The 25,151-nt window shown below is 40.6% G+C and carries 25 protein-coding genes; 14 read left to right on the forward strand and 11 right to left on the reverse strand.

All coding sequences use genetic code 11. The features are described from left to right. Positions 1-170 precede the first annotated feature (170 nt). From OHT75_RS18020 to OHT75_RS11565, 3 genes are read left to right on the forward strand one after another with little or no spacing between them, the layout of a single operon-like run. Positions 171-389, forward strand: a complete 219-nt coding sequence (locus tag OHT75_RS18020) for a ParE family toxin-like protein (RefSeq protein ID WP_454877254.1) — start codon at positions 171-173, stop codon at positions 387-389. 11 nt (positions 390-400) lie between these two features. Next, the gene (locus OHT75_RS11560; RefSeq protein WP_264726757.1) at positions 401-1,321 is read left to right on the forward strand and encodes a viperin family antiviral radical SAM protein; all 921 of its coding nucleotides are present in this window, start codon (positions 401-403) and stop codon (positions 1,319-1,321) included. Positions 1,322-1,330: 9 nt separating this feature from the next. Beyond that, on the forward strand, positions 1,331-1,684 hold the full coding sequence (locus tag OHT75_RS11565) for a hypothetical protein (protein WP_264726759.1): 354 nt from the start codon (positions 1,331-1,333) through the stop codon (positions 1,682-1,684). A 21-nt stretch (positions 1,685-1,705) separates the two neighbouring features. Here OHT75_RS11565 and OHT75_RS11570 read toward each other — a convergent pair whose 3' ends face one another. Together OHT75_RS11570 and OHT75_RS11575 are read right to left on the reverse strand one after the other, a co-directional pair. Continuing rightward, positions 1,706-3,079 carry a DEAD/DEAH box helicase gene (locus OHT75_RS11570; RefSeq protein WP_264726761.1) on the reverse strand — a complete coding sequence of 458 codons (1,374 nt, stop codon included), beginning with the start codon at positions 3,077-3,079 and terminating at the stop codon, positions 1,706-1,708. Further along, a complete protein-coding gene (locus OHT75_RS11575; RefSeq protein ID WP_264726762.1) occupies positions 3,073-3,600 on the reverse strand; it encodes a hypothetical protein in 528 nt (175 codons plus the stop codon). The genes OHT75_RS11570 and OHT75_RS11575 overlap by 7 nt, the downstream gene beginning before the upstream one ends. Before the next feature lie 72 nt (positions 3,601-3,672). Between OHT75_RS11575 and OHT75_RS11580 the strand changes: the two genes are divergently transcribed. From OHT75_RS11580 to OHT75_RS11590, 3 genes are read left to right on the forward strand one after another with little or no spacing between them, the layout of a single operon-like run. Continuing rightward, complete coding sequence (locus tag OHT75_RS11580; RefSeq protein WP_319803633.1) at positions 3,673-4,011, forward strand: helix-turn-helix domain-containing protein; 339 nt, start codon at positions 3,673-3,675, stop codon at positions 4,009-4,011. A 37-nt stretch (positions 4,012-4,048) separates the two neighbouring features. After that, the gene (locus OHT75_RS11585; RefSeq protein ID WP_264726764.1) at positions 4,049-5,599 is read left to right on the forward strand and encodes a TnsD family Tn7-like transposition protein; all 1,551 of its coding nucleotides are present in this window, start codon (positions 4,049-4,051) and stop codon (positions 5,597-5,599) included. Continuing rightward, positions 5,496-7,121 (forward strand): Tn7-like element transposition protein TnsE, encoded by a 1,626-nt coding sequence (locus OHT75_RS11590; RefSeq protein WP_264726766.1) that lies wholly within the window; start codon positions 5,496-5,498, stop codon positions 7,119-7,121. Before OHT75_RS11585 ends, OHT75_RS11590 begins: the two co-directional genes overlap by 104 nt. A gap of 387 nt (positions 7,122-7,508) precedes the next feature. On the opposite strand, the gene OHT75_RS11595 is transcribed toward OHT75_RS11590, so the two are convergent. Both OHT75_RS11595 and OHT75_RS11600 read right to left on the reverse strand, forming a co-directional pair. Further along, on the reverse strand, positions 7,509-9,128 hold the full coding sequence (locus OHT75_RS11595; protein WP_264726768.1) for a PepSY-associated TM helix domain-containing protein: 1,620 nt from the start codon (positions 9,126-9,128) through the stop codon (positions 7,509-7,511). Beyond that, entirely contained in the window at positions 9,125-9,424 is a 300-nt protein-coding gene (locus tag OHT75_RS11600) for a DUF2070 family protein (RefSeq protein ID WP_264726770.1), read from the reverse strand. Before OHT75_RS11600 ends, OHT75_RS11595 begins: the two co-directional genes overlap by 4 nt. A 419-nt stretch (positions 9,425-9,843) precedes the next feature. Here OHT75_RS11600 and OHT75_RS11605 point away from each other — a divergent pair, with 419 nt between their 5' ends. Further along, positions 9,844-11,895 (forward strand): TonB-dependent receptor, encoded by a 2,052-nt coding sequence (locus OHT75_RS11605; protein ID WP_264726772.1) that lies wholly within the window; start codon positions 9,844-9,846, stop codon positions 11,893-11,895. Positions 11,896-12,018: 123 nt separating this feature from the next. Here the strand turns inward: OHT75_RS11605 and OHT75_RS11610 are convergent, their stop codons facing one another. Next, entirely contained in the window at positions 12,019-13,152 is a 1,134-nt protein-coding gene (locus tag OHT75_RS11610; RefSeq protein ID WP_264726774.1) for a hypothetical protein, read from the reverse strand. A 259-nt stretch (positions 13,153-13,411) separates the two neighbouring features. Then, a complete protein-coding gene (locus OHT75_RS11615; protein ID WP_264726776.1) occupies positions 13,412-14,605 on the reverse strand; it encodes a class I SAM-dependent rRNA methyltransferase in 1,194 nt (397 codons plus the stop codon). A 337-nt stretch (positions 14,606-14,942) separates the two neighbouring features. Between OHT75_RS11615 and OHT75_RS11620 the strand changes: the two genes are divergently transcribed. The 6 genes from OHT75_RS11620 (at position 14,943) to arsJ (ending at position 20,378) form a co-directional block, all read left to right on the forward strand. After that, positions 14,943-15,638: an aspartate/glutamate racemase family protein gene (locus tag OHT75_RS11620; protein WP_264726778.1), complete on the forward strand. Its 696-nt coding sequence runs from the start codon at positions 14,943-14,945 to the stop codon at positions 15,636-15,638. Between the two features lie 73 nt (positions 15,639-15,711). After that, entirely contained in the window at positions 15,712-16,506 is a 795-nt protein-coding gene (locus OHT75_RS11625) for a metalloregulator ArsR/SmtB family transcription factor (protein WP_264726780.1), read from the forward strand. Positions 16,507-16,553: 47 nt separating this feature from the next. Continuing rightward, positions 16,554-17,591, forward strand: a complete 1,038-nt coding sequence (arsB, locus tag OHT75_RS11630) for an ACR3 family arsenite efflux transporter (protein WP_264726781.1) — start codon at positions 16,554-16,556, stop codon at positions 17,589-17,591. A 13-nt stretch (positions 17,592-17,604) separates the two neighbouring features. Beyond that, positions 17,605-18,102 (forward strand): phosphatase domain-containing protein, encoded by a 498-nt coding sequence (locus OHT75_RS11635; RefSeq protein WP_319803634.1) that lies wholly within the window; start codon positions 17,605-17,607, stop codon positions 18,100-18,102. Positions 18,103-18,115: 13 nt separating this feature from the next. Then, positions 18,116-19,138 carry an ArsJ-associated glyceraldehyde-3-phosphate dehydrogenase gene (locus tag OHT75_RS11640; RefSeq protein WP_264726782.1) on the forward strand — a complete coding sequence of 341 codons (1,023 nt, stop codon included), beginning with the start codon at positions 18,116-18,118 and terminating at the stop codon, positions 19,136-19,138. Between the two features lie 16 nt (positions 19,139-19,154). Next, positions 19,155-20,378, forward strand: coding sequence for an organoarsenical effux MFS transporter ArsJ (gene arsJ, locus OHT75_RS11645; protein ID WP_264726785.1), 1,224 nt, complete (start codon positions 19,155-19,157; stop codon positions 20,376-20,378). Positions 20,379-20,559: 181 nt separating this feature from the next. Here the strand turns inward: arsJ and OHT75_RS11650 are convergent, their stop codons facing one another. From OHT75_RS11650 to OHT75_RS11670, 5 genes are all read right to left on the reverse strand, one after another. Then, positions 20,560-20,811, reverse strand: coding sequence for a hypothetical protein (locus tag OHT75_RS11650; protein ID WP_264726787.1), 252 nt, complete (start codon positions 20,809-20,811; stop codon positions 20,560-20,562). A 305-nt stretch (positions 20,812-21,116) separates the two neighbouring features. Continuing rightward, positions 21,117-21,299, reverse strand: a complete 183-nt coding sequence (locus tag OHT75_RS11655) for a DUF6435 family protein (RefSeq protein WP_264726789.1) — start codon at positions 21,297-21,299, stop codon at positions 21,117-21,119. 340 nt (positions 21,300-21,639) lie between these two features. Next, positions 21,640-21,855: a DUF2061 domain-containing protein gene (locus OHT75_RS11660; RefSeq protein WP_264726791.1), complete on the reverse strand. Its 216-nt coding sequence runs from the start codon at positions 21,853-21,855 to the stop codon at positions 21,640-21,642. Between the two features lie 267 nt (positions 21,856-22,122). Next, the gene (locus OHT75_RS11665) at positions 22,123-23,025 is read right to left on the reverse strand and encodes a 1,4-dihydroxy-2-naphthoyl-CoA synthase (protein WP_264726793.1); all 903 of its coding nucleotides are present in this window, start codon (positions 23,023-23,025) and stop codon (positions 22,123-22,125) included. 84 nt (positions 23,026-23,109) lie between these two features. Continuing rightward, positions 23,110-23,460, reverse strand: coding sequence for a hypothetical protein (locus OHT75_RS11670; protein WP_264726795.1), 351 nt, complete (start codon positions 23,458-23,460; stop codon positions 23,110-23,112). Positions 23,461-23,537: 77 nt separating this feature from the next. On the opposite strand from OHT75_RS11670, the gene ccoG reads away from it, so the two are divergent. Beyond that, on the forward strand, positions 23,538-24,965 hold the full coding sequence (ccoG, locus tag OHT75_RS11675; protein ID WP_264726797.1) for a cytochrome c oxidase accessory protein CcoG: 1,428 nt from the start codon (positions 23,538-23,540) through the stop codon (positions 24,963-24,965). Positions 24,966-25,151: the final 186 nt, after the last annotated feature.

Raw genomic sequence — 25,151 nt, forward strand, 5'->3', positions numbered from 1 at the left:
CCTGCGTATAGAAGCACCCATAACAAAAAAGGTGCTTCAAAATGTCAACAAAACAATATGTTTTTCCCTTCACAGAACAGTCTGCTCAAGCGAATACAATTTCATCGCTAGTGTGTCGTATAAACGCTAGAGTGTGGCAAAGTTTATCTTCGAATCAACAGGTTCAAACTATGAGCCTGATTAATGAGATTGCATCAGGTAAACCTTATCCGCTTTTAGGTGGTCGAAAGGTCAAATGTAACAACTCTCTTGTTCGTTTTCGTATAGGCCGAAATCATCGACTTATATTGAGCCGTACTTCAACGAATTTCATTTTTCAGCTATTTAACCGACAAAATTATGAGCGAAACTTTAATAAAAAGTTCAGTTCATTAACTGTTGAAGGTTAAGGGGCTGAGTCATGACATTTATCAATGAAGAAAATAAAAATATTAAAGAATTGGTCATCAACTGGCATATCACAGAAGTGTGCAATTATGACTGCAAGTACTGCTTTGCAAAGTGGGGCCGCCCCAAAGAATTGCATCGTTCTCTTGAGGAAATTGAAAAGCTGCTTGATAACTTAGCTTCATATTTTATCAAAGGCCACTCACCGTTAAAGAGTGGACTCGGTTACGACACTGTACGCCTTAATTTAGCTGGCGGAGAGCCAATGATGCTTGGCAGTACGTTTTTTATTGTACTGATGCTGGCGAAACAAAAAGGCTTTAAAACCTCAATCATTACTAATGGGCATTACCTAATCAATAGCCGCTTAGATTTCCCTAAAAATGTGCTGGATATGGTTGGTATCAGCTTTGATAGTCAGGACTTAAGCACTCGAAAGGCGATTGGCCGAATTGATCGTAAAGGCAATTCGCTGAGCGCTGATGATTTAAAAATTGCGTTAGGGGGTCTAATAGGAACTCAAAAAGGCATCAAAACCAAGATCAATACTGTTGTTAATGGCTTAAATTATGAGGAGGACTTTTCATCACTGATTGGCGAGTTAAAACCTTATAAATGGAAAGTCTTACAAGTGATGCCCTATGGTGATGATGAATTACTGATTTCAGATGACAAATTTAACCAGTTTGTTGAGCGCCACAGTGGTCTGGGGCTCCCAATATTTGCTGAATCGAATTCAACGATGACCGAGTCATATTTAATGATCGACCCTTTGGGACGCTTCTATCAGAACTCAAAAAATGCCAGCGGTTATCAATACAGTGACAGCATTAATCAGTGTGGTGTAGAAAGTGCGCTTGCACAGATAGCCTTTAATCCTAAAACATTTTTATCGAGATATCGTCCAATTGATATCGATGTTATTGAGTCTTAGGAGGCAAACATGAAAAGTGAAACTTGTTTTGGAAAGGCCTCCGGTAAGGCATTAACACAATATTATTCTGAGGAAGAGGCACAAGATGCTGCGGAATACTCAAAAGAATATTATGGTAACGATTTGAGTCCGTATCATTGTGATAAATGTGATTTATGGCATTTGTCGCCTAAAAGTCGACAAACTCCCAGCCAAAAATGCACTCGTTGCACAGGAGGCTATGGTGTTGAAAAAGCATCATATCGCTCCAAATGCGAGGCACGCTTGAGAGCAGATATTATCTATGATGAACAAGGTATTAGCTTACGAGTTTATAAATGCAAGTATGGTTCTGGGTGGCATTTGACCAAGAGTCATTTCTAATCAATTCGCGATACGTGTCGATTAAGCATAGATCAGATAGCTCGATAGAATTTGTGATTTAAACGACGACAATACCAGCTCATCAACTTGGTTTTTACTCCCAAGTTGATGAGCGTTGGTGTTGAGCGAATCAAAATTAAGCCCTGTACTCGTTTTGCTATTGTCAGACGAAGAAGTTTTGTTTGGTAACTCCTTAGATGTTGAATTATCGATGCTATCGAGTAAATGAGCAGATTTTTGATAGGTGTAGGTTCCCGGTACGGCTTCGTCTAACCGTTTCGCATACTCAACTAATTGGGGCTCTGCTAGCATGAACATATAAGCAAAATTACTCTGTGCTTGTGTTACACGAAGTACCCGGCCTAGAATTTGCCGAAAGTACAGCTCAGTAGTGACATCAGTAAGATTGCAGCAAACTTGTAGCCTTGGTATATCTGTTCCTTCACTTATCATTGCGATGCTAATAATCCATTCTGACTGGCTATTTTTAAAGTATTCAATTAATTCAGGCGAGTCATCTAGTCTGCAAGACACTAAGGTCGATTCTTTACCGAATTGGCCAGATAAAATAGATTGGATTTGCAACGCATGAAGGTATGAAGATGCAACAATTAAGCCGCCGGCATTAGGTGAAGTCCTCCTAAGACTATCGAGTTGCTCAACACTTTGAGACAACAAATGTTTGATTACCTCTGGGTGTTTAATGATGGACTGATAGCTAACATCGCCTTCTTCCAGAAGGTTTTGTAGATTGTCATATGTTTGAAGTTGATGATTTTTCTTTACCACAACATGTTGAAGATCTATCGCAGTTATTTGTGGCATACGGCATACCTTATCCTTAATCGCATCAACAATGTCGTATGAGAAATCACACAAAATATTACCGTCTGGGTCAGTATATTTTGCAAAAGGGATTGGCAGAGTATCGGTACGCCAGGGCGTTCCGGTAAGTGATAATGTGTAAGTGGCTAGATTTTGGATTGTTACCAGTAGCTGCATTCCCCAGACATTTGAAGGAGAATCACCATCGCCGGCACAATGATGTATTTCATCAAAAATCACTAAAACCCTACTGTTACTTAAATTACTAATTAATTCAGTAGTATTGCTTAAGGAATGATAAGTTTTTGACATCCCTAAAGCGCCTAAGTGACCATTAAATTTTCTGCTTAAAACATGCTCAAAAGTTTGTTCAATGCTTTGACAAACTATACGAGATGGTGAAAAGCAAACGACATAATCCACTTTATTATTGTCGATAAGTGATTTAGCAATATGAGCCGCAGCTATCGTTTTTCCTGCACCTGGGCAAGCCAGCATAAGATACCCTGCCTGTTTGCTAAAGGTGTCTGTCGCGTGTTTGATACAGCGATTTTGCCAGTCCCTTAACATGTCATGTTGTCCTCTATCTCAGTAGCCTTAATTATTTTGTTAATAGCGCTGAGGCGACCATATAGGTCTGATGCATGATCTCTGGTTTTGTTAAGCAGTGACAATATGGTTTTGTTTTGTTGAGGAAATTGTTCTAGATAATCTTGATAAGCTTGGATTTCACCTAATACCATTTTCAATTCAGTACTTGTCTTGGTTTCTTCTGTCATTAATTTATTAGTGGATACACCTTTTTCATCATGAGGTTTAGTTGTTATTTTGTACTCGTTACTTTGTAAAATTGTCCGAAGTTCGGGGGTAACTTGATAAATCCTTGCATTGCTTTTACCTGTTGCAACGATTAAATCTTTTGTTGTAAGGGCATGAATATTTCTCGCAACCAAGCGCTCTGCTTGTATCTTAGATAAGCTAAATAGATTTTCTGCTAATTCAATAAGTTGTTTTCTGCCTATTGAGCTTCCATCAACCCGCATCAATAGTTTTCTGAATTTTTGGTTCAAAGAAATAGTTTCGTTAGTCATGTTCCGATCTTAAAAATAAAAACTTAGGATTGCTAAGTATACAGAAATAAGTAAAACTTAGACAATCTAAGCATGAGAGATTTTGAAGATGAATATAAATTGCATAACAATCCAATACCTGAGCGGCTTAAACAGGCTCGAAAGAAAGTGGGTATTTCGCAGAAAGAGCTGGGCGTAAGAATCGGTATGGATGAAAGTTCTGCCAGTGGTCGAATGAACCACTACGAAAAAGGTAGGCACGTACCCGATATTCAAACGCTCAGGAAAATGGCCAATGAATTGAAAGTACCATTAAATTATTTTTTTTGTGAAGATGACCAAAGTGCAGAGCTGGCTATTCTTATCGCTTCGTTAAGTGATGAAGATAAGAAATCATTAATAGCATCGCTTACTCATAGTGCAGGTGAATAGCTAATATTTCTACCGATCTCATTTAATGGGATCAGTTATGATTATGCAATTTCCAGTGGCGCATGATGATGAATTACTCGTCAGTATTCTTGCTCGCTTTGTATCAAGACAAGGTCTAAGAAATGATAAAGCGGCACTAGAATTACTTTTTGGCTCTCGAAACATTGTCCCTTCACCTCTATTGCAAGGGCATCTTCAAGCTTTACTGTCTCAGGTTGGCCATATCTGGTCTATAAGTCAAAATGAGTTGATTCAACGTCATTCTATACTTCCACTTTTTCAGTCTTTTGTTGAGCCATCGCGAGTAAATGATGTTCAAAATAGAATGATAAACAGTGATAAATCGCATGTGATGACAAGTGTTGGGATTAATGCTTCAAGCATTAAGTGGCCCCGCTATTATCGGTATTGCCCTGAATGTTTAGCTGAAGATCAAGTAAATCTCGCTTATTCGTATTGGCGAAGGTTACATCAACTTCCTGGGGTAATGGTATGTCCTAAGCACCTTTGTTACCTGCAAAATAGCTCGTTTAAATTACTTCCCGATAGAAGGCATGCTTTTAAAGATGCTTCATATCTTGCGCCTCAAGCACAATTAACCTTGTTGAATGTTGAGCCAAATAGCAAATTGTTGGCTTTGGCTATTTCGATACAGCAGTTATTAATAACTAAAACACCATACGTCACACCATTGCAATGGACCACCTTTTATCAACGGTGTATAGCTGATCATGGTTTAGTTATTGGGAGTAGACCTGATCATCTTAATATTCGATTTCAAATTGAACATTTTTGGGGAACGGCTTTTTTAGAGCAACAAGGCTTAAGCGTCAGCCTAGAAAACAACTGGTTGTTAGCATTTTTTCGCAAACAAAGAAGACATTATAGTTTTCTTCACCATATCGTGTGCCATATGGCACTGTTTCCTTATCTCTCTATTTTAGATTCTATTCAAAATGCAGCATTAATCACTGATAAAATTAGAGAAAAAATGATTTATACTAATATCAAAGCAGTTGAACGATACGAAGAATATCGTGCTATCTGGTTAGTAATTTGCCCACCAACGTCAATTTTAAAAGATGTTAGAGCGACAACTGAAGGCTCAAGGGTTTACTCATGGCTTTATCGCTATGACAATGCTTGGTTACAAAAACATTTGCCAAATCGTTTCCGTAATGATGTCGGGAGGCAAATAAATTGGTGCAAGCGCGACATGGATATTGTTAGAAAACTCATCAAAATCCGCAATAAAAGTTATGACAATTTGAGCCTTCCACGAATGACTCAAACTTGGTTTATTGCCCACACTAATGTGCCTTGGGGGATTGTTAGTCACTTAGATAAATTACCTTTATGTCGAAGCTTTTTCGTAAAATACACTGAATCAATAGAGGAGTACCAAATTCGTAGAGTTCTGGCTATTATGGTGAACTGTATAAATTCACCTGAACCTTTCCCTAAACCCTATGAAATTGAACGCATTGCCGGACTTAGCAAAAAGCGTAGCCGAAAACCTGTTAAACACATTCTCAGAATGGATTTCGAAGAATTTCCCTGCTTTAAATTATCTTCCAGAAAATGTTGAACTAAAAAGAGTAAATGGCGTTTTTCGGTCAAAAAATCTTTTTAAAAATAAACAAATTTATATAGGTGTTGAGTGGCAAGATGGAAAGCTCTCGTCATTACCTATTGAAGTGGCCAACTTTGTTGCTCCTGGCAGAACTTTTTCGGGAAAAGAAATTTCGTATGAGTCTCAATGCGAACGGATTACGGTGACAATCTTAGGAAGTGAAGTCGTCGACAAATCATTAGCCCATTACCGATACTGTTATCAGACTGACAATGGATTGATTTCAATATCGGGATTTGAATTAGCGAGAACGCTTTTTTTTCATAACCGACATTTAGTGCATGCAGCGTACAGCCCTAATGGCTTGGAAGAGCTCGCTTTTGTTGGCCTAACATCTTCCCCCATAAAAATCCGCTTTCCAGAGTCAACTAGTTACCCTGTTAGTTATTTGAATACAAGAAGAGCTAGAGCTCATCTTGCTTGGCTTTTGTTAGATCATGAGGCTCGACGTAGTTTTTTTTCGATTTATCAATCCTTTCAACAGAATACTGGTTCGATCGCTTTCAACTTTACCCCACCAGATTTAGAAGGGTGGAAGCTTGAATTGTCGATTATAAGGAGTTACCAGACAAATGAATTGGAAGTTCAAAGGATTGAGTCCATTGTCGATGCTCAAATTTCTGAGAGTTTTTCTGGAGTAGAGATCCTTCATCCTAAAAGAAAGTTCCAAGCTGAATCGGCAGATAAAGAAAAAGGAAAGCTTGGTAGAACGCCGGACGTTGATATCGATCCAGATTTGGATATGGGTAATATTCCAGCATTTGGCAAACGGCTTCATACTCAAAAGGCTAGCCGTTTTTCATTTAATGTTTCTGGTATTCAGGGGGCGGTTCTTTCTGATGGGAAGGAGTCACCCAAATCTACGATGTCTGCAGGAAATGAAAAAGCGGTTCATGAGCAAGCAGGGGTTGGTTCACCTGAGTGGGGGGGAGATTCTCAGGAGTTTGACCCTGTTATAAACCAAGATGATGCTTTTGAGGGGGCTGATGTTCTGCCCCAAAAGTTCATAATATTTGAGCAAGTTGTGAATGAGCTGGGGCGCGATAAAAGGATAATACTTGAGTCTGTTAAGTGTGGAGTGTTTCCTAATCCGACAAATAAGAGCAGAGTGATATTTCAAACCAAAGATCAGCAAACGCTTAGGTTTTTCGTTGCTATTATTGAAATGCGTCAAACAAAAATTGTTGTGTTAGAGGCGGATACTGCAAGCCTAGCAAAGTCTAAAGGGGGTAGTACGTTAATGCTTGGACTTAAAGATGATGCTAATACTAATTTTAAAGAAATTATTCAGCATTTTTCTGATAGTAGTGCTCAGTGGCGGCATCAGTACATTCGGGAGCGAACTAACTGCTTTGTGTCTTGTCATCACCCAAGGCTGAAAGAAAAAGGCAGGGTTTTAAGCGAAGATGAATACAAGAGCAAGTGGGTAAATCGTTTGAGGGAAAAGCTGAACGAAACCCTTGAACAGAAAAGGTAGGGAGTTTTAGTTTGTGTTTGTAAAATCGGTCGAAGAAAAATATCAAACTATTTTATAATTTTGCTAAAACGTATTTGTAAAAAAAGATCAAACATTAGCAAATATTTGACCTTACATTGCGCCTTTTTTTATCAAACTATTATATAAACGCACATGATTTGTGCGATTATAAAATAGTTTGATACTTTGGCTATTGGATGAGAGTCAAGTTTAAGGACGCGACATACTTTACCCCAAGGTGTGTCATGCTTTAAATTAACCGCCCTTTTTTGTCTTATTCTTTGGATACAACAAGTAAGACTTGTCGATGAGAATGTCAAAAGTCGTTACTATAAACCAGACTTGTCTCGTCTGGTTTATAGGCTAGCGTCAGCAATATGATAAATTTTAGTCTTTAAAGTCTGGTGCCAATACTATTTGCTTAGGCAGTGAATCCTTTACCTCTAAAGCCCAAATGCTGTTTCTTTCACCGTTGAATGCTCTATATTTTGCTTTTTTTGCCGCAATAAAAAATATCATAGCGAAAAATAAAGCCATTACATCAACAATAATGGTGTTGTTATCAAAGGAGTGGGTTGCGTTATTTGTCATTACTGAAAATATTAGTGTTGTCAGTGGGATAGATAAACAAGCTATTGTCAGTGCATGAAGCAAGGTAATTGCTGCACCAGCACCTCCACGATAAAAGCTGTATCCAATAGCGGCAAAAAACAATCCATAATAACAAATTAGGTAAAACTGATTGATAGGTACTGCAAATAAATACAGCCATTTACTTGCTGATAGCGTTGTAGCTACACCAAGCATGGATCCCAAGCATACACCAATTGTTAACGATGCCATGAATCTAACCGAGCGACGCTGTTGTGGTTGTTTTTCTCTTCGTTTTTCAAGCCATAATAGATTACCGCTATAAAACAAGAATGCCCCAAGTAAACCTAAAATGAAGTACATCCAACGACCATAGTTACCCGCATAATTACCAAAATGTAATGAAAAAAAGCTATTGACCAGTGGTCCAAATACACCTTCTTCAACTTTGTTTAAGCTGGAGTAATCAATATTAAAGGTGTAAGGGTGCATAAAAATAATATCGGTAACAGCACCACGTTTCATTGCGCCTTCTGATGCAAGTTGGATAGCCAGTGAAGGAGTGGTAGTCGATAATTGGCTAAACTCCAAAGAGCGCACTTGGTAATTGGGCGCAACAACCTTTATATGATCTAGGTAGTCTTGAATTACAGGTAAGCTATTTACGTTATAGCTTATTGTAGATTTGGGTTGTGATTCAAATAAAGGCTGATCCCCGTATACTAAGGTTAGCCCACCATAAAATGGATCGTGAAAGGCAAAAACACAGGCTGTCCAAGCAATAATGATATGAAAAGGTAAGCTGAATACACCTACAAGGTTATGACTATCAAGCCAAAAACGTTTATTTCCTTTGTGGGTTCTGAGCGCTAATAAATGTTTTACCAGTGTTGGAAGTAAAATAATGACTCCAGACACAAGCGCAATAAAATAAAGTGCACAAGCCACTCCAATAATGAGTACTCCTATATCTTCATGCCCTAAAGTACCGGGTATCCCACCTGTTCTGTGCAGTTTGTCAATTAAGGCGCCTAATGCATTTTTATCACTTGTTTGAGTAACGAGGTTGCCCTTGTCATCCCTTTGGGCAAAGGTAAGGCTATCGTCTAATCTTAAACCTCTGCCACCCCCTTTTTCATACCATGATAGTGATGAGTATTGGTCATCAATGTTAACTATAAATCCATCTGTGGCTTTAGGATATTGCATTACCGCTTGATCGATTAATGTGTCCATTTCTACCAGGGGGGTATTATTGGCATACACTGAACTTGGACTTGCCCATTGGGTGATTTGGGGCTTAAACATGGTTAGGGCACCAGCATAAAATGCAATAAATAGCACTAATCCTGCGGTAATACCTGTCCATGTATGGAGCGATTGATAGGTTCGCAGTACATCGGAGCGAATTTTCATTGTATCCACCATAAACCACTAAAAATTAAATAAATTAATGTATTAATAAGAGCCATGCTGATAAAAGCAGACTTTGTCGATTTGAATAAATAAATAAAAGCAAGGATAGGCAACCAAATTGCGCTTATTAGCCACATATTGAGTTGTACTTTCATTGGTGCGCTGATTCCACCAGGGCCAAACCAGGCAAAGATAGCGACAATGCCATAGCTCAATGTTAACCCCATCACTATCGCGACCAGCGTTTTTGACCACCAATGTGGTTGAATTTTATCATTCGGGTTTAATTGGGTCATGACAGCCTCTTTCTTTTAAGAATAAGGGTCATAAAAGGCAAGCAAATCATGCATATCACTAACGAAAAAAACCATGTAAAAATCGCTGCAGCAGCGCTGAGATGCTGTAACCAGCCATAAAGTGCTAACAGTAAAATCCCTATACCAAGCATTGTGTATTTCATTGATAAATGATGCGCCATAACCCGCTGCTGTTGACTTGTCATGTAACATAGCGCGGCACCGATAATGGTTAGCGCGATGACGGATATTTGAGTTAATACCATCTAATAATCTCCCTTTATTATGTTAATTTATATATGATAATGTAAATGCGAATTGTTCGCAATTGCATTAAGTGTTTGTTTAATGTAAGTTGTGCGTGTTTTTACTTATGACATGAGTTTTATTGTGAAGGGGCGATTCCCAAGGAGAACAGGGTGTTTAATAAGAGTTATTTAGCGCTGATACTATCAAGTACATTGTCATCGGTTACTTATGCAGCAGTCGACAGTGAGCCAAAGCAATCAATTGAAATCATTAAGGTATATGGTGAAAAAATTGAGCGAAGTTTAAAAGATACTACCTCATCTGTTTCGGTCATTGATAAAGACACTTTAGAAAGTGGTCAATATCAGTCACTTTCCAGTGCCGTTAGTGATGTGCCTAACGTTGTCGTATTAACAGGATCAGTGCCTGATATTCGTGGTGTAAGTGGTAATGGTGCGGCAACGGGGTTCAATTCATTTAGTGGTGGTGCTAAGGCGCGGGTTTCTACATTAATTGATGGCGTTGCAGAGCCATTTGTTGCTGATTTAACGGGTGATACTGGTTTGTGGGATATATCACAAGTCGAGGTATTTAGAGGGCCGCAATCAACCATCAACGGTCGCAACAGTATTGGTGGAACCGTTTTTATTAAGACTGAAGATCCTACTTTTGATTGGCAAGGTGCAGCAAGGGTGGGTTACCGAAATCAAGACAGTTATCTTGATACCGCAGTGATGTTATCGGGTCCCATTTTAGAAGATCAATTAGCGTTTAGGATCAGTGGTCAGCAAGTTAATGGTCAAACCTATAATAATGGTTTGGTATATGACACTTCACCTAAAACATTTGATCAAAATGATTTAGATACTCAACGCTGGCGAGGTAAGCTCCTATGGAATCCCTTAGCGTTTAAAAATCTCAGTGTTGGCTATAATTTTAGTTATAACAAAGAGCAAGGAGATTCTGGTCGTAATTATTTTGTTGGTGACGATCCTTGGGCTTATATCCCCTTATTTCAACGCGACATTGATACCCAATCGAATACCCATTCTTTAACGTTCGACTATGCCATTAATGATAGCCAATCCTTTGATTTGATAGTGTCATATATGGACTATGATTGGGGTTTTGTGTCCTATGAACCTCAACCGATAGATACTCAAGTTGTTGCGATGAATGATAAAAGCTACACGGTTGATGGTAAGTACAGTTTTGGTTTGAATAACCGCAATTTCAATGGCTTTATCGGCTTGGCATATTTTAAGAGAGAACAAGTTTTTGATGCCACTGGGGGGTATGTATATGGGGGCGATGACGAGAGCTCATCAAATGCAATTTATGGTGAAATAACCTATGCACTGGCTGACAATGTTTGGTTAACAGCGGGTGGACGCGTTATGCGTGATGAACAAACTCGAAATTTTGACATGGCTTTAGGGGCGCGTTTAATTGATGAGCAACTGAATAATGACAAAACCATTAGTTTGCCAAAGTTAGTGCTGCAATATGGATTAAATGACAACACCACCTTAGGCGTAAGTGCAAGACAAGGTTACAACGCAGGAGGTGGAGCGTTGTCTTTGGCGCAAGCAGTGAGCGAATATTATTATTATGATCAAGAAACCGTTAATACATACGAACTCACTTCGCGCAGTAACTTTGATAGCGGTAATATTAATTTAAACACCAACATCTTCTATAACGACTACGATGGTTATCAAGCGTCAAATAGCTTACGTAAAATCACCAATATTGACAACGCGATAACTTACGGTGTTGAAGTCGAATTTACTTCAATGTTAGGTGATGATTTTCAATTTATGTCAGGCTTAGGCTGGTTAGAAAGTGAAATAAAAAATGCCGATCCCAACTTTGGTGACATCATAGGTAATGAGCTTAATTCAGCACCTAATTTAACCGCCAATTTAGGGCTTAAGTATTGGCTTAACGATGCGTTTACATTTGCGGTTTCAAGCCATTATGTAGGCGAGTACTTCGATAGTATTGCCAATACTGCAGAACAAGTTGCGGGGGATTACATTACAAGTCGTTTTAATGTTGATTATCAAAATGACGCATGGCGAGTAAGTGCGTTTATTAACAATATATTTGATGAAAAAGGCTTAACGGTTAACGATCCACCAAGTCGAGCTTATCCTGAGGGATATGCTGCTGTAATTGACCCAAGAAACTTTGGAGTATCGGTTAAATACAGTTTTTAAGTTGGTTTTTAAGCAATAATGCTATCGGTTTAGAGCACCTAACATATTCAGGTTCGGTGCTTTATACCTAACTGTCACCATCTAAAATACAATAATACTAACCTTTGGCAGGCGTTTTTGTTATTACCAGTCTATAGCGCAAAGATCTTGTTGATTATTGGCTGAGAGCTGCTTTGCTTGATCAATCATGTATTCTAATGCCGCTAACTCACCATAATCTATATTTAACGATAACCAGTCTCCGGTTCTTTTTCGGCTTCGAAGCACCATGTTCATAGCAATGTTTGCTTCTTCATTAAAAGTATCAAACGCTTTTTGTGCAGAGCTATTATTAGCTATCCCTTCAGAATCACCATATTTTTCCAACATGCTCTTTTGTATTGATAAACCCATTTGATGAGTCAATAGCCCACCTTTCGATTCAATTAATCTTTCACTGGTTTGTAAACATATATTCAATAATGCCGCATTGTCCGTATCTGTTTTTCTACATAGCTTAATCAGCGGTGCAAAATTTGTTTGATATCTTGTCGCGGCAATACCAAGCAATGCTATTTTTAACGATAAATCATCATTCGCTCCAGCGGCTTTAAGAGCTAAATCGATGGTAGAGAAAAAGTCTCCGGAATATTCGTTATAACCTTGTGATTGGATAAATTGCATCAACGACAGTTGAGCTCTTTCTATGTTGTCAGCTTTGAGTTGATAGAGTGCCATTTGCAACCATAAAGCACCGTTTTCTGTGTCAGTATCTAATGATCTTTGCATCATTTGATCATCACAGACGTTTGCCGTGGAATTGTTGCAATGTAGCATAAGGTTGAACGCGATTAACTTATTGCTCGGATATGTTTTTGATAACATGTCAAAATTTTCTATATCGGTTTCAATTGATTTGTTTTTGTTGATAAAAGCTGAGGCAATTCGTGATTGTTGAGTTTGCTGTTGCTTAATATTGTCGAAGAAAATGTCTTGGTTAGCTGAATACCAATTAAAGCTATCTTCGATTATGGGGTTGGTAAACATTTCGGCTATGTCATTGCAACGTACCATTTTTTGAGGGGAGATAGTTGATAAAATGCTATCGGTTTGATTTATGGTTTGCGTTTGTTGAGCTGTTTGTGAATGAGATAGTTGCTGCTTATTATTGGCTTTAGTGAGTGGCACAGTTTCAGTTGGCGTTGTGTTTTTATTACAGAAAAAAAGGAATGCCGATATAAGAATTGCTGTTCCAACAAGCATAAGCTTTTGTTTCATTCAAAAGTCCGTTTTAATGTCATTATTCTATGTTGATGAATTAATGGTTTATTTTCAATGAGTATTTAATGGGGCAGAATAAACTTGATAAAAATTTAAGTTCTAACTCGCTTTTATCCCCCAATAATATAGATAAGTACTAAAATGCTTCGACAGTTACACTAAGCCAAAACCAACAAAAAAGGAAACACTTAGGTTCCCTTTTTGCAGCTTATAGCTTAACTATCAATATATGACTTAAACCTGAATGAGTCGGTGTTTACCACACTCTGGCAACTAACCCTTTCAAATAATATCCTTCAGGGAATGCGCTGCTGATGGGATGATCGCTTGCTTGGTGCATACGTTCAACAAACTGCACTTCACGCTTGGCATCTAATGCGGCGTCGGCAACCACTTTTTGGAATAGGTCTGACTGCATTAAACCCGAACATGAGAAAGTTAATAAAATCCCACCAGGTTTGAGTAACTGCATGGCAATCATGTTGATGTCTTTGTAACCACGACACGCACCATCTAATTGGGCTTTATTATCGGCAAATTTAGGTGGGTCTAACACGATAACATCAAAGGTTTTACCCTCGTCGCGATACTGTCTTAATAGCTTAAACACATCGGCTTCATTGTAGTTAACGTGATCGTCGTTTAGGCCATTAATCGCCATATTGTCGCGGGCGGTTTGTAGGGCTAATGATGAGACATCGACGTTTTCGATGCTGGCAGCGCCCGCTTTTGCGGCGTACAAACCAAAGGTGCCTGTGTAGCAAAAACAGTTGAGTACCGATTTTCCTTTAACAAAACGGGCTGCCATAGCGCGGTTATCACGTTGGTCTAAGTAAAATCCAGTTTTATGACCTTTTACCACATCAACCGCGATTTTTATGCCGTTTTCTTCAATAATGACCGGCATGGGTGGTAATTCGCCGTGCAGTAAACCCGTGACTGGCAATAAGCCTTCTTTTTTGCGTGAATCAACATCAGAGCGTTCATAGATGGCGCAATCAGGAAATTGAATAGCTAATTGCTCAACAATGGTGTCTCGCCACTTTTCCGCACCAGCGCTAAGCAGTTGGCACACTAATACATTGGCGTAACGATCAATCGTAATACCCGGTAAACCATCAGATTCAGCGGCGATTAAACGATAACCCGTTAGGCCTTGCTCACGGATTAAATCTTCACGCCCTGCTTGGGCTCGTTGAATACGGCGGGCAAAAAAGTCTGCGTCGATAGCTTCTTCTTTGTCGAAGGTCCATACGCGAACCTGAATTTGTGACTCGGGTGACCATGCTCCGCGTGCTAACCAGCGGCCGTCGTGACCCACAACATCAACCGTGTCGCCCGCTTGTGGCTTGCCGCCATTGACGTTATGAATACCGTTTGAAAACACCCAAGGGTGGCGACGCTCTAATGAGCGCTCGCGTCCAGGTTTAAGTTTTATTCTGATAGCCATGGTGTTGCCTAATGTAATTGTAAAAGTGATAAATGGGGTTCAGTTCATTACGCATTAACAATGCTGGTGGCGTTGCTCAAAAACGAATGCTGTATGGATGCGGATCATAGCGTGTTTTGAGCTTAAAAACCTGCCAAATAGCAAAATGATCCCCCTTAACTGATGTTTGTTTTCGGTAAAGGCCGAAGTACAACTATACAGTGACCATATTTTATTCGTATATTGACTCCGCCTTATTGTGGTATTCACAACAAGGGAACATGGCAACACTATGCAGTCTATTAGGTGCATAAACCGCAAGCATATTTTATTGAACATCAAATAAGGTCGCTGCTACATGAAAACAATTGGCCTGATCGGTGGAATGAGTTGGGAATCGACCGTGAGTTATTACCAAGCAATAAACCAAGGTGTGAAGCTGGCATTAGGCGGTTTGCACTCAGCTAAGGTGTGCCTTTACAGTGTTGATTTTGATGAGATAGAAAAGCTGCAACGTGAAAATCGTTGGCATGATAGCGCAATTCTGTTGGCAAAAGCGGCGCAGGCTGTTGAGGCCGCAGGTGCTGACTTTGTGCTTATTTGTACTAATACCATGCATAAAGTGGCTGATGAGGTTCAAGCGGCCGTGAATATTCCATTAGTGCACATTGCCGATGCGACAGCGGAGCAATTGGTTAAGGATGGCATAAAACGCGTAGGGTTATTAGGCACTAAATTTACCATGCAGGAGGATTTTTACAAAAATCGCCTCACAGAGCGATTTGGTATTGAAGTACTGGTGCCTAGCAGCACTGAGCAAGATAGGGTTCATGATGTTATTTATAACGAATTGTGCCTTGGGACGATTAATAGCCAATCTCGAGAACAGTATCTTTCTGTCATCAATCATCTCTATCAACAAGGCGCCGAGGCGGTGATTTTGGGGTGTACTGAAATTGCGTTATTGGTTAAACCACAACACACGGATGTCCCCTTGTACGACACTACTCAAATTCATGCAGCTTGTGCGGTCTCGTTAGCAATTCAGTCATAAAACACTTTACATACAATATTTCATATATACACTATTTCACATGTTTTTGGTTTGGCTTAAATGAAATATGAATATGACAAAATCTCGGGTGTTGTTTCTATGCACTGGTAATTCAGCAAGATCACAGATGGCTGAAGTGTTGTTAAAGCATCGCGCAGGTGATCGCTTTGAGGTTTTTAGTGCTGGTACTCATCCGGAAGTTGTTGATAGTCGCACGGTTGATGCGTTAAATCGCTTTGGTATTGATACCAAAGAGTTAGTCTCTAATCATGTTGATGATTATCAGGGCCAAGTATTCGATTACGTGATCACCCTTTGCGACAAAGCCAGCCACGAGTGTAGAAGCTACCCCGGTGCGGCTAAGCAATATGCCTGGGACTTCCCCGATCCTAAATCACGTTTAGGCCATAACCCTTTCTCAGCCACCTTAAGTGAAATCAATAATCGTTTGTCGATGTTTTTACTGGTTGAAAACGCCGCTGGTACTGTGCTGAATGATGAAGCCACCTCAGATTTTTATCTCGACCCGACAGTCTTTTTTAAATGCTTAACCGATGATATTCGCCTAAAAACTTTAATGTTGACCCATTACCACGGCGAGTTGTGCGTATGCGAGTTAATGCAAGCATTGGCAGAAGACAGCCAACCTAAGGTTTCGCGCAATTTAGCCGTGTTAAAAAAGGCCAACATCATTACCGACAGAAAACAGGGGCAATGGGTATTTTATCGTATTCATCCCGATTTACCTTTGTGGGCAAAGTCGGTATTAGCCCAAACCACCGAGAACAATATTCCCCTGATTGATATCCCGTTAACTCGGCTAGCCGATATGCAAGGTCGACCGAATAAAGCGAGTTTTTGTCAGTAATCCCGCATCGGGCTGAACGGTGTAGATAACAATAGAAGGTTTATAGTATGGGTATTTTTGAACGTTATCTGTCGGTATGGGTAAGCTTGTGCATTATGATTGGCGTGGTGTTAGGTTTATTGCAACCCCAAGCGTTTCAGGCGATAGCGAGTCTTGAAGTAGCCCATGTGAATATCGTAGTGGCGGTATTTATTTGGGTGATGATTTACCCCATGATGTTGCAAATCGACTTTTCAGCCGTTAAAGATATAGGTAAAAACGCTCAGGGTTTATTGCTGACTATAGTGATTAACTGGTTGATTAAACCTTTTACGATGGCTGCACTGGGCTGGCTGTTTTTTAATGTTTTATTTGCAGAATGGGTCGATCCTGCTTCGGCGCAAGAATACATTGCGGGCATGATTCTACTTGGGGTTGCACCTTGTACCGCGATGGTATTTGTGTGGTCACAACTGACAAAAGGCGATCCTAATTACACCTTAGTGCAGGTATCGGTAAATGATGTGATTATGATTTTTGCATTTGCACCAATCTCAGCTTTTTTACTGGGGGTTAGCGACATTCAAGTGCCTTGGCAAACCTTACTTATCTCTGTGCTTTTGTATGTGTTGTTGCCATTAATCGCTGGTGTGCTCACAAGGCAGTGGCTCAATAAGCGACGTGGCGAGCAGGGGATTAATCAATTTTTAGCTAAGTTAAAGCCCTGGTCAGTGATTGGTTTATTAGCCACAGTAGTGCTTCTGTTTGGTTTTCAGGCCAATACTATCTTGTCAGAACCGCAGATTATTGTGCTTATTGCCATTCCATTACTACTGCAAACCTATGGCATTTTCTATCTGACGTTTATAGCCGCTAAACGTTTAAAGTTACCGCACAATATTGCAGCTCCAGCTTGTTTAATTGGTACGTCTAACTTTTTCGAACTCGCGGTCGCGGTGGCTATTTCATTGTTTGGCTTACATTCTGGCGCAGCACTGGCAACGGTTGTTGGGGTGCTGGTGGAAGTGCCGGTAATGCTGTCTTTAGTGGCATTTTTAAATAACCGTGCCCATCGCCAAACTGCGAAAAACGCATTCAAATACTAATGGAAATAACACTATGACGATGCAATCACATCCTTTTGACACATTAACTTTAGATAATGGCGCTAGGCTGATTTTTACGCCTTGCCCCGGAACTAAAACCGCTAATTTGACCGACTCGATCGCCAGTTTAAAGCAGGCGGGTACAGACATGTTACTCACGCTAATGTTTGATGCCGAAATGGCTGAGAATAATGCCAGTGATTTGGCAAAGGTGTGTGCCGAACAAAATGTACAGTGGTTACAGTTACCTATTGCTGATGATGCTGCGCCCGATAGTGTGTTTGAAACCCAGTGGCAATTACATAAAGCGGCTATCTTGGCTGTGCTGGAACAACAGGGTTGTGTAGCAGTGCATTGTCGTGGTGGTTCGGGCAGAACGGGGTTGGTGATTGGTTTGATACTGCTTGCCTATGGTTGGCCTGCCCCAAAGGTTATACAACAGGTACAGCAAATTAGACCTAAGGCGCTGAAACATCCTGTGCAATATGATTATTTCAATTCAAAACGATAAACGAGGGTGAAACATGACGATTAAAATCGGTATTAATGGCTTTGGCCGTATGGGACGTTTATCAATGCGCGCCGCATTTGATTGGGATGACATTGAAATTGTGCACATCAATGATCCCGCGGGCGATGCGGCAACTTTAGCGCACTTAATGACTTTTGATTCAGTGCATGGCCGTTGGCACCATGAAGCAAGCCACACCGAAGTGAATGGACATCAAGCCATGCTGATTAATGGCAAAACAATTCCATGCACACAAAATGTGGCGACTCAAGATACTGATTGGTCAAAGTGTGATGTGGTTATTGAGGCGTCAGGCAAGATTAAAACCAAAGCTTTGTTGCAAGCTTATTTAGATCAAGGCGTAAAGCGGGTGGTGGTTACCGCACCCGTTAAAGAAGAGGGTGTGCTTAATATTGTGATGGGCGTGAATGAAGCGTTATACAACAAAGATATCCACCCTATCGTGACCGCAGCTTCTTGTACTACCAACTGTTTAGCGCCTGTGGTCAAAGTTATCCATGAAAAAATCGGTATTAAGCATGGCTCAATGACCACCATTCATGACATTACTAATACCCAAACCATTATCGATGCGCCGCATCAGGATTTGCGCCGCGCCCGTGCCTGTGGCACTAGCTTAATCCCCACTACCACAGGTTCAGCCACCGCGATTACCCATATTTTTCCTGAGTTAAAAGGCAAGCTAAATGGCCACGCGATTCGTGTGCCATTAACCAATGCATCGTTAACTGACTGTGTATTTGAAGTTGAGCGTAAAACCGATGCGGCAGAGGTTAATCAATTCTTGAAACAGGCGGCTGAAAATGAGCTTAAAGACATATTAGGCTATGAAACTCGCCCGCTAGTGTCGATTGATTATAAAACCGATCCGCGCTCAAGCATTATTGATGCCTTATCCACCATGGTGGTCAATGACACTCAGGTGAAATTGTATGTGTGGTATGACAATGAGTGGGGCTATGCCAATCGCACCGCAGAGTTAGCCCGTATGGTTGGCTTGGCTGATAAAAACTAAATAAGGTTATGAGTAAATGGGGCTTTTATCGTTAAGCAATTTATCACCACAAATTAAGCAGTACTTGGTGATTACAGGCAATTATTGGGCATTTACCTTAACCGATGGTGCGCTGCGAATGCTGGTGGTGTTGTATTTTCATCACCTAGGGTATAGCCCGATTAATATTGCTATGTTGTTTTTGTTTTATGAAATCTTTGGGGTGGTGACTAATTTAGCCGGCGGTTGGCTTGGGGCGCGTTTGGGGCTTAATAAAACCATGAACATTGGTTTGGGGCTGCAAATCATTGCTTTAAGCATGCTAACCGTACCCGCTGATATGCTCAGTGTGGCTTATGTTATGGCAGCGCAAGCTTTGTCTGGTATCGCTAAAGATTTGAATAAAATGAGTGCTAAAAGTGCCATTAAGCTATTGGTGCCAGCGGGTGCTGAGGGCACGCTATATCAGTGGGTAGCAGCGCTAACAGGGTCTAAGAATGCCCTAAAAGGTGTCGGTTTCTTTTTGGGCGGTGCATTACTCACTTTGCTTGAATTTAGAGGTGCGATCATCTTAATGGCATCACTGCTGGTGGTGGTGTGGTTATTCAGTTTGGTTGCGTTAAAACACGATCTTGGAAAAGCGAAAAATAAACCTAAATTTAAAGAAGTGTTTTCTAAAAGCCGCGCGATTAATATTTTGTCGGCCGCACGACTGTTTTTGTTTGGTGCCCGTGATGTGTGGTTTGTAGTGGCGTTGCCCGTTTTTTTGGCGGTTACCTTTAACTGGGATCATTGGTGGGTGGGCGGCTTTATGGCGTGCTGGGTGATTGGCTACGGGATTGTGCAATCATTTGCGCCTTATATAACAGGTAAAAAACAGGGGCGAGTCCCGACGGGTCGCACGGCTTTTGTGTGGGCGATCTACTTATCCATAGTTCCTGTCGCAATTGCATTAGCGTTGCATTTTGATGTTTATGTACAAGTATCTGTGGTGGTCGGTTTATTGATTTTTGGGGTTGTATTTGCGATTAATTCATCACTGCACAGTTACTTAATTGTCAGTTATGCCGATGCTGATGGGGTTTCACTTGATGTGGGCTTTTACTATATGGCCAATGCGATGGGGCGATTAATTGGCACTGTGTTATCGGGCTGGGTTTATCAGTTTTATGGGCTAGAAGCTTGCTTGTGGATCTCAGCGTTGTTTGTTGCCCTTGCGGCCATGTTATCAATTAAGTTACCAATGTCATTGATGAAGTGAAGCAGTAAAAAGCCAACAGCTTAGTCTTGTTTGATTTAATGGCGTTCGACTACCCAGGTTGTGACACTCCATTTATACTTTTTGTACCCCAAACCTTACCGCTTTATCGATGTGATATTCAGCAGGTATAAGCCATTGCGTAACGCTATATTGCTGAGTTTCTTTTACAAAAATGGCAGTCTTATTTCATCGTCACTTTACCGCCAATCATTTTATAAGCGGGAGCGCCACGTATTAAGGTTTCTCTAGCAAAGGTGGTTTCACACTGGGGACACACGCAAGGCGTGGTGGTTAAGTCATCTGCAATTCGTTCCTTAAAGCATTTCACTAATGCGCCTTTGCCGCCCTTGCGATATTTGAACAACTGGCTCTTGCATTTCGCGCAAAAAATATCGACGGTGCGGGTTGGGCCTTTGGGATTGGGTTTTGCCAAAATATGCTCATATTGTGTTGAGATGCTTGAGCAAATGGTAAAGCAAAAGGCCTACAGAGTAATCCTATTTAACCTTCGTGCGGGTTGTTCAATCCATATCAAACAGCGCTTTGCTTTTGTTTCATGCAAGAGTATTTGCCGCAGACAACTGTTGTTGGACAAGTAGACCTTGTGAACCGTGTAAGGTTCGCGTTTGAGTGTAAGCGCTGCTTCTATCCAGGTTTTTTCTATTACCTTCCAATTGGTTATTTTGTCCCAGTGACAACTTAACTGCCGATTGCGATAATTAATCTGAGCGCAGCAGATCAATTAGCTTGCTGCCTTTGTTCGATGGCAATGATCTCATCGTTAATTTTCTCAGCTTCAGCCGTAAGCATCGAATAAGAGCGAATATCCCCCTTACGCTGGGCATGCATGGCTTGCTCAAGCTTAGCTTCATATTGCTTGGTTAATTTTTTGATGGGATTTTTATTAAAAAATGAAAACATATAAATCACTTTAGTTGGCTATCAGATACTGTTGATACGCAGATGAAAGGCTTTTGGTTGCGATTAATTTTATTACTAGGCATGAGTGGTGCAGTGGCGAGATTTAGCGAGTATTAAAGCCAGTTGGAAAAACGATTGTTTATCTCGCTGTATCATTGACCGGCTTTCAAAGGTGTAATATCCATTGTGTTTGCATTTACCCCAGCTGTTAGTGTGCTTGGCTCAATCAGGGTGTTTTTTTCAGTTTATTCAAGGCGGAGCTATTGCGCCATTAGCCTGCTAACTTGGATTAGAGCAAAAAATAACGAGCCTGATGCTGTCTTTCCTTTTTAGCGCTAGCTTAAATTGTCACAGTGTTTGAGCTAGTGAGTAATTGAGCAGCTTTTGCCGCTTCAATTTTAGACCAAACCTTATCATGAAAATAAAACACTACAGTATTCACCGCTGGCTCTATTAACGCTACAGCACCACCAATGACTATGCTGCCAGTGAGCAAATAGGTAATGGTGAATGCGACACTGAAATGTAAAATCGCAAAACTGATGGTTTTTTTCATAATCGCCTCAACATAAACAAATCGGATAATTGTTCTAACCATTAGATGATAACAGTTCTTATTTGCATTTAAAGCGATATTTATCAATTAGGTTAAAAGACTGACTCGATTAGCTTTGTACATGCAAAAAAATAGACCTATAAAGGTCCATTTTCAGCCATTCTGCGCGCTAATTCACATATATTAGCGGGCTAATCGGCGTTCATTTGTGATTGCCTGCCAGAAATATAGTCTTAAGCATAATTTCTCAACAAAGCTAAACATACCCTAGTAATGCCAAGGAAACTTTGTGAAATCCTGATCGCGTTTTTCTAAAAAGGCATCGCGTCCTTCTTGGGCTTCGTCAGTACCATAAGCTAAACGTGTCGCTTCTCCAGCAAACAGTTGTTGGCCAACTAATCCATCGTCAGGCAAATTGAATCCGTATTTAAGCATGCGCATTGCCGTAGGTGATTTACTGTTAATCTCCTTTGCCCAGACTAACGCTTCTGTTTCGAGTTCCGCATGGGGAATAGAGCGGTTCACCATGCCCATTTGAACAGCCTCATCTGCAGAGTAGTTAAAGCCTAAAAAGAAAATTTCTCGGGCACGTTTTTGACCCACCATTTTTGCTAAGTAAGCACTGCCGTAGCCTGAGTCAAAGCTACCTACATCAGGATCGGTTTGCTTAAATATGGCATGTTCTTTAGACGCTAGGGTCAGATCGCACACCACATGTAAGCTGTGGCCGCCGCCAACAGCCCAACCAGGTACAACGGCAATCACCACTTTAGGCATAAAACGGATAAGACGTTGTACTTCTAATATATGCAGACGCCCCATTCTGGCAATATCAGGTTTACCGTCTTCTGCGCCTTCATACTTATAGCCATCTTTACCACGAATGCGTTGGTCACCGCCGGCACAAAAAGAGTATTGCCCCTTAGCTGATGGACCATTACCTGTAATCAATACGCAGCCCACATCTGACCATTGTCTAGCATGGTCTAACGCCAGATAGAGTTCATCTACTGTCTTAGGTCGAAATGAGTTCAAGCAATCAGGACGATTAATCGCAATCCTTACCGTTCCCTGATCTTTTGCGCGGTGATAAGTGATATCTTCAAAATTGAAACCACTCACTGTGTCCCAAAGCGATGGGTCAAATATATCAGAAACCTGTTCAGTCATTGTTTATTAGCCTTTTTCAATCAATTATCCAAAGACTAGGCTGTATTAATAGGCAGGTCAATCTAGCGAGGATAAATCTGTTAACTAAATCTTATCGCAAATAAATTGCAAATTTTCGCGACTAAACACAGGATGACTCGCTTTAGAGTTTGAGCAATATTCATCTTTAAAGTCAGCGATAGATTCATTGTCAGTAAAGACACCATCGAGTTCACGAATTTCTATGGTCGATAAGCGCTCATAGATTTTTTCTTTTAGTGCAGGAATTTTAGTATCAATTCTCTGAATTTTTGTCCCTGTCATCGAAGATAATTTTTTTTCAGCAGCCGTAAAAATACCTTGAAAATATTCAATAGGCTCGTCGAGCTTATTTGTTTCTGTTGCAAAGTAATAAATTATGCCAGCGATGATGGCTAAACCTATCCAACCTCTCATTTTTCTGTCCGAGTTAATGTTAGAAAGGTATATACTATTCCAGTTTCTTTGTAATGTTAATGTAGTAAGGCTGTAAAATGACAATAGAATCGAAGCCCAAAGATTATTCGAAACAAAATCGAATAAAGATTCATCAACCTGACGCCAGTAAAGCGGACCGTTTCAACCCCAGTAATAGCATCTATGTGCGTGCTGTCGACGGGCTGTGGACTCGTGTTCGTCGTCGTATGGGATGGGTTTCCATGTTGTTCTTTTTAATACTGCCTTGGATCCCATGGGGTGACCGTCAAGCAGTTTGGTTCAATCTTGCAGAGCAAAAGTTTCATGTATTCGGTTTAACCATCTGGCCGCAAGACCTTACCTTATTAGCAGCGTTATTTATGATAGCAGCCTTCGGCTTGTTTTTTGTGACGACATATCTAGGGCGAGTATGGTGCGGCTATACTTGTCCGCAAACGGTATGGACATTTATATTCATTTGGTTTGAAGAGAAGTTTGAAGGCGCGCGCAATAAGCGAATTAAGCTAGATCAAATGCCATGGAGTTTTGACAAACTATGGCGTAAAACAGCCAAGCATACCGCCTGGGTGTTAGTGGCCTTACTTACTGCCATGACATTCGTGTCTTATTTCGTACCTTCTCGTGAAGTGTACATTGATGTATTTACGCTTAATGCTGACGGTAGTATCTATTTTTGGGTGATTTTCTTTACCCTAGCAACCTATGGTAATGCTGGTTGGATGCGCGAAATCATGTGCATTCATATGTGCCCCTATGCACGATTTCAGGCTGCCATGTTCGATAAGAATACTTATATAGTTGGTTATGATACCAAACGGGGTGAAACCCGCGGTCCTCGTTCGCGTAAAGCGGACCCCAAAGAAATGGGCTTGGGTGACTGTATTGATTGCGACTTATGTGTACAAGTGTGTCCAACAGGAATAGATATTCGCAATGGTCTGCAATATGAATGCATCAATTGCGGGGCTTGTATTGATGCATGCGATACCACAATGGAACGTATGGGATATGACAAGGGCTTAATCAGTTATACCACCGAAAACAAATTAGATAATGTTCAAGAAAAGGTCTTAAGGCCTAAACTTGTGGGCTACGGGGTAGTATTAACGGTAATGGTACTCTTGTTCATTTATGCAAGCGCCACCATAGCACCTGTCAGGATGGATGTGATTAGAGATCGTAATGCGTTATATCGTGAAAATAGTCGTGGTGAGATAGAAAATACCTTCACGATTAAAATACTCAACAAAACCGAATATCAACACGATTACAAGTTAAGTGTCGATGGGCTTGATGATGCTAAGTGGATAGGACCAGACAACGTCAGTATTGCTGCCGGTGAAGTATTAACCCTGCCAATTAGTGTTGCAGTTGACCCAGTTGGCTTAAAACGTAGCGTAACTAATATTAATATCGTAGTTGAAACTGAAATTAATGGCGAAAAAGTGATTACCACCCAGGAAACACGCTTCTTTGGTGAATAATAAACAATGATAAATATGCAATAATCAGCATAAAAAGGGACAAATAGTCCCTTTTTTGCGCGTTATGGCCAATATTTACGCCATCGCCTTCATTTTTGCAAAAAACTTCAAAAAAGGGGTTGCGCAAAAATCTTAGCTCCCTATAATGCGCATCCACTGACACGGCACAGCGCGAAAGCAAAGCGC

The sequence above is a fragment of the Shewanella subflava genome, from assembly GCF_025971955.1.
Classification (GTDB): domain Bacteria; phylum Pseudomonadota; class Gammaproteobacteria; order Enterobacterales; family Shewanellaceae; genus Shewanella; species Shewanella subflava.